This window comes from Bryobacter aggregatus MPL3, assembly GCF_000702445.1.
In the GTDB taxonomy this organism is placed as follows: domain Bacteria; phylum Acidobacteriota; class Terriglobia; order Bryobacterales; family Bryobacteraceae; genus Bryobacter; species Bryobacter aggregatus.
This window is the reverse complement of the sequence record NZ_JNIF01000004.1, coordinates 19206-33390: the sequence shown is the minus strand read 5'-3', so window position 1 is coordinate 33390 and position 14185 is coordinate 19206. Positions and strand designations below refer to the sequence as shown.

Genomic DNA, 14185 nt, shown 5'->3' with positions numbered 1-14185 from the left:
AACATCCATGAATCTCAGCCGACGTTCCTTTTTCCAAGTCAGCTCGATTGCCGGTGGCGGCATCCTGCTCGGACTCTACGATGCACCCAAGGCAGTGGCCCAAGGCCGCGGAGGCCCGGCGGCTCCTCCTCCGCTCGCGCCCAGCGCCTTTATCAGCATTGCCCAGAATGGCATTGTCACCCTTATGGCCAAGGCGCCAGAGATGGGCCAGGGTGCCAAAAACATGTTGCCCATGATGATCGCCGAGGAGCTCGACGTCGATTGGAAGTCCGTTCGCATTGAGCAGGCAGACTCCGATGAGAAGCGCTATGGCTCGCAGTTTGCGGGCGGCAGCTCGTCGACACCAATCGGCTGGGAACCGCTGCGCCGCGTTGGCGCCGCAGGCCGCCAGATGCTGGTGAGTGCGGCCGCACAAAGCTGGGGAGTTCCCGAATCGGAGTGCACGACGGCAAGCGGCCGCGTATTCCATAAGGCAACCAATAAATCGATTGGCTATGGCGAGATCGCCGGCAAAGCGGCCACCCTGCCGCTGCCCGATCAAAGCAAGCTGCAGATGAAAGACCCCAAGGATTACAAGATCATTGGGCAGAGCACTCCCGGCTGGGAGAACGCGAATATCGTCACCGGCAAGCCGATGTTCAGCATCGACTTTACGGTTCCCGGCATGCTTTGCGCGGTTCTCCACAAGTGCCCGGTCTTTGGAGGCAAGGTCAAAAGCGCCAATATCGACGAAATCAAAGCGCTCCCCGGCATCAAGCATGTCTTTGTGGTCGAGGGCTTTGCGCCTCCCGGGCCTGTGATGCAGGGGGATCCCGGTGTTGCTCCTGGCGTGGCCATCGTTGCCGACAACTGGTGGCAGGCCCAGTCTGCACGCAGCAAGCTGAAGATCGAATGGGATGAGGGCATTGCCGCGCAACAAAGCAGCGCTGGCTTTGCCAAACAAGCCGAAGAGCTCTTTGCGCAGCCCCCTGCGCGCACCTTGCGCAATGACGGAGAAGTGGAGAAAGCGCTCAGCAGCGCGGCGAAGGTGATTGAATCCTCCTACGTCTACCCCTTCATCTCGCACGCCCCGCTCGAACCTCCAGGGACTACCGCGCACTTCAAGGACGGCAAGGTGGAGCTTTGGACCAATAGCCAAACGCCCGCGGCCGGCCGGGCAATTGCCGCACGGACGCTCGGCATCACGGACGCCGATATCACGATGCACATGCTGCGCGCGGGTGGCGGCTTTGGACGCCGTCTCACCAATGACTACGTAGCCGAAGCCTGCTACATCTCCAAGCAAGTTGGAGCCCCGGTGAAGGTTCTGTGGTCTCGCGAAGACGATCTCACACAGGATTACTATCGCCCCGGCGGCTTCCAGAAGCTCAAGGCAGGCCTCGACGCTTCGGGCAAGATCGTTGCCTGGCAGGACCACTTCATCACCTACGGAGACGGAGAGCGCTTTGCGCCTTCAGCAGCTATGCAGCCCGGCGAGTTCCCTGCCCGCTTTGTTCCAAACTTCGCATTGCAGGTATCCACCATGCCATTGCGATTGAGGACAGGAGCGCTGCGTGCCCCCGGAAGCAATGTGTATGCCTTCGTCATCCAGAGCTTTCTCGATGAACTCGCTACAGCAGCCGGCAAGGACCCGATCGCCTTCCGCATGGAACTGCTGAATACAGCTCCGTTGCCACTGCCGGCCGGACCGCAGGCTGGTTTCGATGCCACTCGCATGAAGGGCGTACTTGCGCTTGCTGCGGAGAAGTCCGGCTGGGGCAAGCGCAAATTCCCGAAAGGCACGGCGATGGGCGTCGGCTTCCACTTTAGCCATCGCGGCTACTTCGCTCATGTGGCCGAAGTGAGCGTCAGCGAAGCAAACGCAGTCAAGGTGAAGAAGGTGTGGGTTGCCGGCGATATCGGCAGCCAGATCATCAATCCTCGCGCCGCAGAGAGCATGGTGCAAGGCTCCGTCGTCGACGGCCTGAGCGAACTGATGCACCAGGAGATCACACTCGAGAACGGTCGCGTCATGCAGAAGAATTACAACCAGCACGAGCTGGTTCGCATGAAGAACGCGCCGCTTGAGATTGAAGTCCACTGGAACAAGTCCAACAATCCCCCCACCGGCTTGGGCGAACCTGCGCTCCCGCCCATCCTCCCTGCTGTTTGCAATGCCATCTTTGCAGCAACAGGAAAGAGGCTCCGGACGCTTCCGCTTTCCAAGAGCGGTTTTAGCTGGGCCTAGTACTCGAAAAGAGGAGGAGCCCCGGCTCCTCCTCTTTCTCTTCTCAACGCGGAACCGAAAAGTAGAACGTCGCTCCGTGTCCCGCCGTTCCTTCCGCCCACATACATCCCCGATGCCGTTCCACAATCCGTTGGCAGATTGCTAAGCCCAATCCCGTACCCGGATATTCATTCTTGTGCAGCCGCTTGAATAATCCGAAGATCCGCTCAGCATATTGTTGATCGAAGCCAATTCCGTTATCCTCCACCGACACCACCCATTCACTCCCACGTTCCCGAACCCGCACCTTGATCTGCGGTGGCACATCAGCCCGCCTGTACTTCAGCGCATTCGAGAGCAGGTTCTGGAATACATGCGACATCTGGGTCGTGTCGCCAAGAATAATGGGCAACGAATCGGTCTCGATGATGGCCCGGGTCTCCTCGATGCGATTCTTCAATACAACCATCGCCTCGTGAAAGGCCGTGGCCAGATTCGCCGAATCCACAATCGTCAAGTCGCTATGGACTGTGCTTGAGAACGTGAGCAGATCGCGAATTAAGGCCTCCATCCGTTCCACACCCTGCTGGACATAAGCAGCATATTGATCCAAGGCTCTATCTTTCGGTCCGTTCTTCAGCAGCAGTTCGGTGAAGATACTCACCATCCTGAGCGGCTCCTGCAGATCGTGACTCGCCACATAGGCAAACTCTTCCAGCTCCCGGTTGGCACGTGTGAGTTCCGACTCCGTCAACTTCTGATTCTCGATATCAGTGCAGGTTCCAAACCACTGCAAGACATCTCCCGCCTCTCCGAGCAACGGCAGCGCACGCGCCAGATGCCAGCGCCAACTTCCATCGATTCCGCGGAGTAGCCGGAACTCCGTCTCATACGCGTCCCCGGTCGCAATCGACCTCGTCCATCGCTCGACGGTCGCAGCCCGGTCGTCCGGATGCACCAGGCTGAGCCAGCCAACGCCATGCAACGCAGATTCCACCGCATCAAAATAGGCGCATCCCTGGCGGCTCACGTAGTCGATCATTCCATCCGAGTTCGCAGTCCAAACCATCTGTGGAATCGACTCGGCCAGAAAGCGGAAGCGTGCGCCACTCTCCTGCAGCGCCTCCTCCGTTTTCTTGCGCTCGGTGATGTCAACCACAACTCCTGGAAAGCGAGTCGGCTTGCCCTCATGATCGAGGCGGCAACGGCCTCGCGCAAAGATCCACCGGACCGAACCATCCTTCTTCAGCACCCGGTACTCTTCCGCAAAATCCTGCCCCGTCGCCAGGATCTGGCGAATCGATTCCCGTACGTGCGCGCGGTCTTCTGGATGAACGCCACCCAGGAAGTCAGTAACAGAGATCCCGCCGACGCACTTCTCCGGATCCACCGAGAACAACTCTGCAAATCTCGAATCGCAGTACACCTGATCAGCGGCGATCTCCCAGTCCCAGGTCCCTACGCCACTGCCCGCTTCGAGCGCAAAGCTGAGCCGCTCCTCATTTCTCTTTCTTTCAGTGATATCCCGCGCGGAGCCTGCAACGCCTTCCACGTGCCCGTCTTCCGCAATCACCGGAACAAAGGTGTACTCATACTCCTGCGCTGTACCGCTCGCACTGCTCGCAAACACCTGATCGCGTAGCGGCTTCTTCGTTGCCACCACTTCTTGGAACTGTTGCTTCAGCCGCTCTGCGAGAGGCCCGGGATAACAATCGAAGAACCCCCTCCCAATCACCTCTTGGAGCGTTGTCTGCCAATATGCCAGCAAGGCGCGATTTGCATAGCGGACGCCTCCCTCAACATCAAGGACATATGTGAAATCAGGAAGCTGCGAGAGAGCCAGATCGAAGGTGTCCCACTGTTGCCGTAACTCTGCCACCACCCGCGCGCGCTCAATCGATTCCCAACAGCGGCTCGCCACCCGCTGCACCAACTCCACTTCGTCAGGCCGCCACAACCTGGGCGACCGATGGTGCACCGCAAAGGTGCCCACCAATTTGCCTGCCTTGCGAACGGGCGCGGCAATGACGGCACGAATCCCCGTCTCCCGATAGGTATCCAGCACCTCCGCAGTCTGGGGATCCGCTTCGGAATCATACACAACACAGGGTTGGCCCTGGCGCATTCGCTCTCGAATCCCAGCCCCGAACTGACTCATCTGGTAGCGCACAACCCGATGGATGTCCCGATGGTAAACGCCTATGACGTAGAACCGTTCCTCATCCTCATCGATATCCACATAGACACAACGATTCACCTGAAGGTGCTCGCCCACAAGCTTCACGACGGTCTGCGTGATTTCTTTCGCATCCACCAAAGGCCGGATGGCGTCATCCAGCCGAACGAGAAACGAATCCGGGCCCAGGTCAGTACAGTTCTGCACGGTGTGCAGGAGATAAACAACCTCACCATTCGCGCCGAGCACCGGTCTGGTCACAGCGCTCCAAGTCTGCTTTTGGAATTCCTCGCTGGGCATCCGGTCGTGGAGGTCGAGGAGAACTTGATCTTCCGCGCTGTGCGCCATCACACGCCGTAAGGAAGCAAGGACCGATTGCTCATTCAGGCTGTGACCATTCGGCGAACGATAAGGAGAGCACTCGAAAAGGCTGCGGCCAAGCAGCTCTGTTTGCGCAAGGCCCAGGAGCCGCTCATACGCCTTGCTCACAGCCAGGATCGTGAAGCCAAGGTCTGCCGCCAGCACCAAAACTGCGTTGGGATTGCAATCAAAAACTGCGCGGAAATCAACCCACGGTATTTCTGATGTCCCGCTGGCTATAGCCCGTGACACATCCACCATCATACAGATCTGAACTCCTCAGAGTAGCCTGCCTCGCAGAATTACACTGGCAACGGAGAAGTAAATAACAAGTCCGGTCACATCTACCAAAGTGGCGACAAAAGGCGCGGAAGCACTGGCCGGATCCAGCCCAGCCCGGCGGAGAAGAAACGGCAGCATGGAGCCAGCAATGGTGCCAAATAACACAACGCCCACCAGACTTACGGCCACAGTAAATGCAACGGCAACCGAATGTTCTCCGTAGGAATGCCAGATCGCCTGCCAAACCAGAATTCGGACTAAGCCGATGAGGGCGAGCGTAGTCCCCAGAGCGAGCCCGGCGCCAATCTCCCGGCGGATGACACGCCACCAATCCCGCAACCGGACTTCCTGTACTGCCATCGCGCGAATGACCAGCGTCGTTGCTTGCGAACCGGAGTTGCCGCCACTACTGATGATCAGAGGAACAAACAGCGCGAGCACCACGGCCCGCGCAATCTCCTCTTCAAAATGTCCCATCGCGGTTGCGGTGAGCATCTCCCCAAGAAACAGCACCGCGAGCCAGCCCGCGCGCTTCTTCAACATGCTCCAGAACCGGATCTCCAGATAGGGGCCGTCCAACGCCTCCAGACCACCAATCTTCTGGATGTCCTCGCCCGCTTCCTCCACCACAACATCGACGATGTCGTCGACCGTCACGATTCCCTTCATGCGGCCTTCCGCATCCACCACTGGAATCGCTAGCAGATGGTTCTGGGAAACCAGTTTCGCCACCGCCTCTTGATCAAGATCCTCGGTCGCCACCACATACTTGGTCCGCATCACATCGCGTACCGTCTTTGAGGAATCGGCCGAGAACAAGGCCCGGAAGCTCACCACGCCCAGCAATCGTTGGTACTCATCGAGCACGTAGGCATAGTAGATCGTCTCCACCTGGCCCGCCTGGCGGCGCAAGTAGCTGATCGCCTCGTCCGTGGTCATCCCTGGCCGCAATCGAATGAAGCGCGGACTCATCAAGCCGCCCGCAACATCGTCCTGATAGGCCAACAGCGCATTCACTTCACGCCGCGCCACATCATCCAGTTGCCCAAGCAACTCTGGCTGTTCCTCTTTCGAGGCAATCTGCATCAAATCGGCGGTGTCGTCCGGCGCCAGCAGGCGCAGCCAGATCCGCCGCTCTCCCGGAGGCAGCAGGCGAATGATGTCTAATTGATTGCGGGCCCCAAGAGCCAGGAAAAAATCGTCGGCTTGATCACGAGGCAAGCTCCGAAATCCATCGAGCCGCTCCGCCGGATCGAGGTCCGGCCAAAGTTCCAGTAACTCGTCCGCTTCGGTTAACAATTTTGCCATTTGGGTTCTCCCAGGAACCAGCAGAAGCCTGGATTGCGCGCACCACCAGGGCAATCAGGAAAGAGCCGCTGTTCTGGAGTGTGATCGCCATGGCGACCCATCTCAGGTTACGGCCTCACCCCATAAAGGTCAATCCTGTCGAGAGGGGATGTAGAGAGTAACCCGAAATCACTCGCTACGGCACCGGCTCCAGGATCTGTAGCATCAGGAAGGCGCTCCTAGTCGCCCGGTTGATACTTCCGCTCGGTGTGCCCCGCTAATTGTTCGCGATAAAAGTAAACCTCGCGGAGAGCCCCGATACTATAGCGCTTCGCCTGATCCTTAAAATGCGGGGACCCCGGCGAGCCACTCTCACCCCCAGCCGAAACCGCAAAGGCGCGCACTCGGGGCCCAAACTCGACCACCGCGACAAAACTATTGCCACTGGTTCCGTACCACTTCTTCGTTCCTGGATAGGGGCGCGCCCCAAAGGAGGCCAGAGATCCCCAGACCGCCGAAGGGAAGCCCACCGGCAGGCTCGCGGCCGCATCGTCGAAATGCGCTTCAATGTCTCCCGTCAGCCGCTGGAAACGATTGATCTCCCCCCAAGGCTTTTTCCAGGTGCCGAAGTCCGTCGTCAGCCGTTGGATGGCCATCGCGAACCCCTCCAGCAACACGGGCGCCGGCGCCGCCTTCACCAAATACTCTTCCAAGGGGACTCCCGCTTCCCGCGCCGCGCCCCGGAATCGCTTCGTCATCTCGTCCGCCCAGAACACACCCACGGAAGTGGGGATTGAGGCGGCATCCCAGCGGAAATCCCAACCGCGCAGTATGCCCATGGGCTCGGACAACTTCGCCTTCGCTGGATCGGCAGCAGGCAAGGATTCCCAGGCCTGCACCAACGCCGGGATGGGTTTCTCAAACCAAGGCATATAGCTGTCATAAGCCGCGTCCATCAGCCCTTGCAGCGTAAAATCCTTCCGGTTGGCAAGAAGCCGGATGGCGTGCAAGCCGCGCGCCGATTCGGTTCCGCTCTCGACATAGGCCGGAAACATCTCCCGCTTTGGACTACTCGTGCCCGCCGCAGACCAGGGCCAGTTGTTCGCGTTGTACAGCCAACCGCTCGCTGGATTCAAGAGCTGCGGCGTCTCCGCAACGGCATGCAAACCTTGCCATTCTGTTGCCGGATCGCTCCCATCCACTGGCTTCGTCCAATCAAATCGCCTGTCCCGCTTCGGAATATAGTTGCCATGGAAATAGGCGATGGTCCCGTCAGCGTCGGCATAAATCGTGTTGTTCGACGAGTTTGCTTGCAACTCCATCGTCTTGCGAAACCCGGCATAGTCCCGGGTTTTTGTTCGCAAATAGGATTGCATCAGAGCCTTCACTGGCTCCTGCATCAGACGAATGGTCACCCACTTGCCGCCGGCCTCCCGGATGACCGGACCATGATGCGTCCGATACACGGTGAACTTCCGCTCCGCCATTCCCTGCCCGCTGCGATAGGGGATGGTGATCTCGGTTGCGACCACCGGCCGCAAAGTTTTTCCATACTGATAAAAGTATTTGCCGTTCTTTTTCTCGATCGTCTCCAGATACTCATCCACAGCATCCACGCCACTCGAGGTGTGCATCCAGCCATTGCGTTCGTTGAAACCCTGATAGAGAAAGAACTGCCCCCAGGTTGCCGCACCATAGGCGTTGAGTCCTTCGCTGCTCACCATCTGCAACTCCGACCGGAAGAAAAATGAGGTGTGAGGATTGATCAATAACAGAGCTTTGCCGTCCACCGTGTTTGCAGGTGCAATTGCGATCCCATTGGAGCCGCGGGGCTCCGGATCGATCGGCTCGAAGGCAGCCTGCAGCTTCGGCCCTTTCTCATAGAAGGCCTGCAGTTGCTCGAGTTTGATCACCCGTTCAATATCGCCGCCGATACTCCCTTCGCTGAAGCTGAGAGCCATCCAAGGCTCAAAGCGCCGGATCACGCGCGGATGCACTTCGGGATGCTTCAGTAAGTAATAGTTCAGCCCGTCGGCAAACGCATCCATCAGCGTCTTCAACCACACAGGACTTGCCGCATATTGCTTCTTCAGTTCCGCGGGCCGGATAAAAAGCTTCATCCGCAGATCCTGATAGATCTTCCCTTCGCCTTCCGTTTCCGCCAGACGGCCCAATGCGTTCAGGTAGTTTGTCTCCATGCGATTGAAGTCATCCTCGGCCTGTGCATAGATCATTCCAAACACAGCATCGGCATCCGTTTTGCCATAGACATGCGCAATGCCCCAGTCATCGCGCAGGATGGTGACCGCCGCCGCCCGCCTTGCGTAGCGCTCCGCCTCCTCAACTGCAGCACAACAGAGCCCAGCGGCAAACAGGAGCAAACAGAATCGGAGTTTCATGTTTGGCTATTTTACCCATCCGGAAATAAAAATGAGGAGTCCGGACGCCTTGCGTCCAAACTCCTCACTCCAATCCTGGCGAACCAACTACTGCGCGATATTCGTCAGCATCGGCTGCTGCACGACAAGTTGCGGCACCTGTAACTCCGGCATCTTCCTGCCCTTGAATAGTTTCAAACAAACCGCAGCCGTCAGACGAGCCCAGCGATTTGCACTCTTGCGCCGCGCGCTGTCTGTCGCGATTCCGGTATTTGCATACATCTGACGATACAGTTTCGAGATAAAGACAAAAGCGAGCTTTGCCTTCAGGCTCTTCACACAATCTGCACGCTTCCAGATCTCCGGCAGTGTGTAGTAGTTATCCCAGACACCTTGTGTGCGCTCGCGAATCTCACTGGCGCTCATGCTCGGATGCGGCATATAAAGCTTGGGGCGCTTATGTACCGGAATCAGCCAATAGCGCGTGATCGGAATGCCGTCCACCTTCTCTGGATTCTGATTGGTCTTCTCCCAGCGGTCGAAGTCAACAGTGCCTGGGAAAGGCGTCATCATGACAAACTGCGCAAAGCTCAGATCGGCTTTCTTCGCCAGTTCTGCGGTTGCGGCAAAAGTCTCGGCGCGATCCGTCTGCAAGCCGAAAATAAAGCTTCCTAAGACATGAACGCCATGATGCTTGAATAACTTCAAACGCGCTGCCAGATTGTCGCCAGACAGATTGAAGTCTTTGAATACACTCTTCAATCCTTCAGGAGTCACGGCTTCAATTCCGACAAGTGCTCCCTTAATTCTCGCCCGGCTCATCGCTTTGAGAAATGCCGGATCCTCAGCCGCTTCCATCGTGATTTGTGTAAATAACACAGTATCTGACGGCAGAGCAGCCAAGCGATCCATGAACTCAAATCGTTCGGCGCGCAAGTTCTTCAGCTCAGCAACCCGCTCTACATTGCCTTGCTTCTCCGCCAGGCGAATGTCTTCTAAGGTAACAGGATAAAAATTGTCATCGGCCAGAGTAATAAAGCGATACCCCAGGCGGCGCAACTCGACAATCTCTTCGATCACCACATCGCTCGAACGTTGGCGCGGCTGCTGTCCATCCGTTCTCCAGACCGAACAAAAGGAACAATGCTTCGGACATCCACGCACCGTCTGCACGGATGCGAACATATATTTCTCAGCGGGCAGTAAGTCCCAGCGTGCCGGCTTAAAACGTTCCGCGCTCACGCGTCCGCCGTCATAAAGCTCTTTCAGATTTCCCGCAACGGCATCTGCAATCACTTGTCCCCAGACAACGTCTCCGTCGCCCTTCACCACTGCATGCGCGCCACCAAGCTCTTGTGCTTCTTTGGGATATAAGGTTGCATGAATTCCTCCAAATACAACCGTGGCGCCACGTTCCCTGGCAATTCGTCCGACTTCAAATCCACGCAGCGTATTTGCCGTATGAATCCCAATGCCAACGATGTCGCCTTTCCGAATGCCGTCCGTGTCCAGCGCTTCCAGCGTCTCGTCGACGATCACAGGATCGCCATATTCCCTCGGGGTTGCGGCAGCCAGGACATAGAGCCAACGGGGTGTAATCACACCGACACCAAAGGCAATGTCACTCGGGTTCACCAGGTAAATACGCATGAAAATCCTCTTTCGAACATGGACGCGTTCAGTTCACGGCCCGGAAATGCAAAGGGTCTCTCAAATTTTGCAGCTCTCGGTAATAATACAGTGGCGTGGGTCTCCTGCCGCGGAAACGGAGCGAGCGCAGGAACTCAACTTCTTCTTTTGTCACATCCCCGCTCAGGGAAGTATCGCGCAAGAACTGCTCAAGCGCTTCTTCGAAAGGCGCATCTGTCCTGGCAGACGATTCGACATATGCAAATCGCAACACTCCACGGGGGGACAGACGCGGACTTAAGATGACTTCCATCGCAAACGTTTTCAACACGATATCCCATGTCTCCAGGATCGGGTCAAGAAAAAGAGCACAATGTTCTGCCGACACCTGAAAAATATCGGCATCCAGAAACTCAAGGATCGCCACCCGCATTTGCTCAAAGCTCCGGCCACTCTGCTGCGCAAGCCGTCGCAACCACTCTTCGTTCCGCAACTCTTCCCGCGCTACGTTCTGCACCACTTCGACAATCGTCTGGGCCACCAGACGCTCGAGTTCCCCAAAAGAATCTTTTTCAATGATCCGTTGCACCGCTGCCCTGCGTCCCCCATTGCATTTGCGCAGAATCAGGAGACGGCAATCCTGTAACAATGCGGTGGGGCAATCGCCGACCTTTTTCTTCAGGTCCGTACGGCGCTGCAACTCGGCCAGCATCGAGAGTTCCTCACTAGGAACATTCAGAAATAATCCAATTTTTTCGTAGATATCCGTCCGCGCTGGCGCAGGAGGCGCCTTCTTGCGCGCTAGCAATTGCGAGATGTAGGACTCCGTGACTTGCGCCGCCGAGGCCAGATCTTTTTGATCAAGTCCCAACTCGTTCAACCGTTGCCGTATCAATAGAGAAACATCCACACTTAACTCGAAGCGGTAAACAGACCGACCAATTGTGACATGCTTTTAATTGACAAGCAAGAAAAGTTAACCCATACTAGTTAACGTCTGGACATTTCGGTCCACTCGCGGAAGATTTGCGCTAAGGCTAAGCTTCCGTCCCCTCCTCTTAGTCACCCAGACCCTCCGCTCCCAAAGGCTCCCATGCCATTTGAACAATGTATTCCTCGTAATTTCACCGTTGGCGAAATACAGAGCTACGCCCCGAAACTCGCTGGTGTCTACGGCATTTCCAATCCACACGAATGGATCTACATAGGGGTCTCTGAAAATATTCAAAGTGCCTTGCTGGTCCATTTGCAGGACGCCAATACCTCTGTCACCAATCCGCGTGCCACTGGATTCGTTTATGAAGTCTGTGACGGAGCCCGTCGGCTCACCCGTCAGGATCGTCTTGTTTTTGAATATGAGCCGTCAGAAAACCGGCGGACGTCCCGGTAACCTTTATGACCCAAACACAACAATCTCTCGCAGAAACCAAGCCCTCCAAACTCCAGTACATGCTTGCGGGCTTCACTCAGGTTGCCGGCTTCCGTGTCTTTGCTTTCGAGCGAATGGGCGAGGACCGAATCCGTACGAAATGTGCCGTGCGCGCCAACCTGGAGCAGGCGCGCCGCTATGGCATCCAGGTCCAGGACCTTCCGTTGCTGTGCCGCAGCCTGCTGGAGCAGCATGAGAATGGCGTTCAGACGCCCCTCCTCACCTACGGGGAAGAGGAAATGAGCCGCTACGCAAAGAACTGCACCGAGAATCGCGAAGCTGCTGCCCTCAAGAAGAAGGCCTTTCGCAAGCCAGTCGCTGCCGTTGCAGAAACGCCCTGGCGCGCTCCACATTAATCTCTCCGATATGATGTGTGCGTGATCCAGCGCACCCTCTCTTCCCTCGTCCTCCTGCCCACACTTGCTTTCGCCGCTGACTACTTCCCGAAGCCCGATGACCAGGGTGGATGGCGCAGTCTAAGCGATGCGGCAAAGATCCGTCAGACCACCGGTCTTGATGTTGCAAAGTTAGACGAAGCCTTTCGTTATGTAGAGCAAACCAGCCAGCACGGCGGCCTCCTGGTTGTTCGGCATGGCTACCTCGTCTACGAGAAGTACTTCGGCCGCGGCAATCGCGAAGCACTGCCCGAACTCGCCAGTTGCGGCAAGGCCTTCACCAGCGTCGCAGTGGGAATGATGATGCAGGACCGGCCCAAGCTTTTCCCCCAAGGTCTCGATCAAAAAATTTATACGCCTGCCTTCCTGCCGCCCAGTGCTTTCCCGATTGACGATCCGAGAAAAGCGGACATCACACTGGGGCAAGTTCTTTCGATGTCTGCGGGCTATCGCGGAACGAACCCGGTGTACATCAAAGGGGTCAAGCAGGAATGGCCCAACCCGACCATCGACAACGGTCCCTGGTCTACCACCGACGACTTTGCACTGAAGCAGACCCTCTGGTGCGCCCCGGGCGATTGCTACTCCTACACCACCTCCTCCAGCCACATCGCCGCCATTACCGTCCGCCACGTCATGGGAATCGAGATGGAAGACTACATGCGCAAACGTCTCACCGGCCCGCTTGGCTTCGGCACTTGGGGTTACGCGATGTACCGTCCGAAGCTGAAAGGTGGCATTGATGAGAATGGCCGCATGTTCCATACTCCTGGCGGCGGAAGTATCGCAGTCCGTTCTACCGATATGCTGCGCTTTGGGTATCTGATGCTCAAGGAAGGCCGCTGGAACAAGCAACAGATTCTCCCCGCCAGTTTTGTCCAGGAATGCGGCCGCAGCACAAAGTACAACCCTCACTACACCCATAGCTTCAACTTCAATGTGAACGATGACGGCCATCTCGCTGGTGTTCCCAAGGACGCGTATTGGAAGGGCGGCTCCGGCGGCTATGCCATCTACGTCGTCCCTTCCCTCGATCTGGTCATCTACAAGATGGGCGGCACGGAAGGCCAGTATGATCCGGCGCTCACGCGCTTGCCTGTCAAGTACAGCTACGATGGCTCCCGTGCGGATTGGAAAGCTACTCCGGTTGGTGATGCAACCGGCAAAACCCTGCAGATGGTGATCGGGGCGATCGCGGCGAAATAGCTCTTATTTTAAATTCTGGGTCGAATGACAGCTTTTGTGGCGCACCCGCGCACGTACAGCAAAACGCTTATGAAGACCCAGAAAACCTACCTACTTCCCCTGATCGTCATGCTCGCGTCTCTCCCTGGCGCGGGCGCAACCCTTTTCGACAACGGAACCCCGTCAATGAGCCTTCCAAACGGCGGAAACTTTCTCGATTGCTCGCTCTGCCGCTCCCCCGCGGGTCTTCACATCTACGACAACTTCACTATCGTGGGTGAATCCTGGAATGTGAATGAACTATTCGCTTCCTGGCTGTACATCTTCAGCACCGAGCTACCTACGACTGCGGACTGGGAGATTCGGACAGGCATCGGATCGGGAATCGATGGAACGCTGGTGGCGTCTGGAACGGCTGCACTCGTCGCCGACATGGTGGTTGTCGATGATGCCAGCACAACATTCCGCGGCAGCGTGACGATCCCTACCCTCCTGCTCGGTCCCGGCGAATACTGGATCAACATCTCACCCGTCACCCCGGGCCAGGGAGAAACCTATCTCTTCGGCACGAATGGGGAAAACGGCATTCAGGCACTCACCGACGGCCTGTCCTTTGTGAAGGGAATTAACTTCCCACAGATGCAGAACATCGGCGACTACATCGCAAGCTATAGCGAGGAGCAGTCCAAAGCGGACTACGCCTACGGGGTGAGAGGCCAAATCGCAAGCTCGAATCCTTCCGAAGTGCCGGAGCCGGGCTCTTGGCTGCTGGCCGGAACCGCGTTACTCGGTGTCCTGATCCGGCGCCGCTTCGTGCCTTTGTGCCCCCTAAAACTGACCTGAGCTCCCCAGCCGCGC

The 14185-nt window shown here is 57.2% G+C and carries 10 protein-coding genes; 5 read left to right on the top strand and 5 right to left on the bottom strand.

Annotated features, from left to right (window positions below):
* Window positions 1–7 precede the first annotated feature (7 nt).
* The gene (locus tag M017_RS0119770) at window positions 8–2227 is read left to right on the top strand and encodes a xanthine dehydrogenase family protein molybdopterin-binding subunit (protein WP_031499892.1); all 2220 of its coding nucleotides are present in this window, start codon (window positions 8–10) and stop codon (window positions 2225–2227) included.
* Between the two features lie 43 nt (window positions 2228–2270).
* Here M017_RS0119770 and M017_RS0119765 read toward each other — a convergent pair whose 3' ends face one another.
* The 5 genes from M017_RS0119765 to M017_RS0119745 all read right to left on the bottom strand — a co-directional run bounded on the left by M017_RS0119765 (window position 2271) and on the right by M017_RS0119745 (window position 11198).
* The gene (locus tag M017_RS0119765; protein WP_272945416.1) at window positions 2271–5003 is read right to left on the bottom strand and encodes a PAS domain-containing protein; all 2733 of its coding nucleotides are present in this window, start codon (window positions 5001–5003) and stop codon (window positions 2271–2273) included.
* 18 nt (window positions 5004–5021) lie between these two features.
* Window positions 5022–6332, bottom strand: coding sequence for a magnesium transporter (gene mgtE, locus M017_RS0119760; RefSeq protein ID WP_031499890.1), 1311 nt, complete (start codon window positions 6330–6332; stop codon window positions 5022–5024).
* A 218-nt stretch (window positions 6333–6550) separates the two neighbouring features.
* Window positions 6551–8710 carry an acylase gene (locus M017_RS0119755; protein ID WP_031499889.1) on the bottom strand — a complete coding sequence of 720 codons (2160 nt, stop codon included), beginning with the start codon at window positions 8708–8710 and terminating at the stop codon, window positions 6551–6553.
* Between the two features lie 87 nt (window positions 8711–8797).
* Window positions 8798–10339, bottom strand: coding sequence for a B12-binding domain-containing radical SAM protein (locus tag M017_RS0119750; protein ID WP_051670643.1), 1542 nt, complete (start codon window positions 10337–10339; stop codon window positions 8798–8800).
* A gap of 28 nt (window positions 10340–10367) precedes the next feature.
* A complete protein-coding gene (locus M017_RS0119745; protein WP_238325982.1) occupies window positions 10368–11198 on the bottom strand; it encodes a helix-turn-helix domain-containing protein in 831 nt (276 codons plus the stop codon).
* Between the two features lie 213 nt (window positions 11199–11411).
* On the opposite strand from M017_RS0119745, the gene M017_RS29475 reads away from it, so the two are divergent.
* From M017_RS29475 to M017_RS0119725, 4 genes are all read left to right on the top strand, one after another.
* On the top strand, window positions 11412–11708 hold the full coding sequence (locus tag M017_RS29475) for a hypothetical protein (RefSeq protein WP_155121531.1): 297 nt from the start codon (window positions 11412–11414) through the stop codon (window positions 11706–11708).
* A 5-nt stretch (window positions 11709–11713) separates the two neighbouring features.
* Window positions 11714–12103: a Rossmann-fold NAD(P)-binding domain-containing protein gene (locus M017_RS0119735; RefSeq protein ID WP_031499885.1), complete on the top strand. Its 390-nt coding sequence runs from the start codon at window positions 11714–11716 to the stop codon at window positions 12101–12103.
* Between the two features lie 21 nt (window positions 12104–12124).
* On the top strand, window positions 12125–13348 hold the full coding sequence (locus M017_RS0119730; RefSeq protein WP_051670642.1) for a serine hydrolase domain-containing protein: 1224 nt from the start codon (window positions 12125–12127) through the stop codon (window positions 13346–13348).
* 69 nt (window positions 13349–13417) lie between these two features.
* The gene (locus M017_RS0119725) at window positions 13418–14170 is read left to right on the top strand and encodes a PEP-CTERM sorting domain-containing protein (protein ID WP_162179991.1); all 753 of its coding nucleotides are present in this window, start codon (window positions 13418–13420) and stop codon (window positions 14168–14170) included.
* Window positions 14171–14185 lie beyond the last annotated feature (15 nt).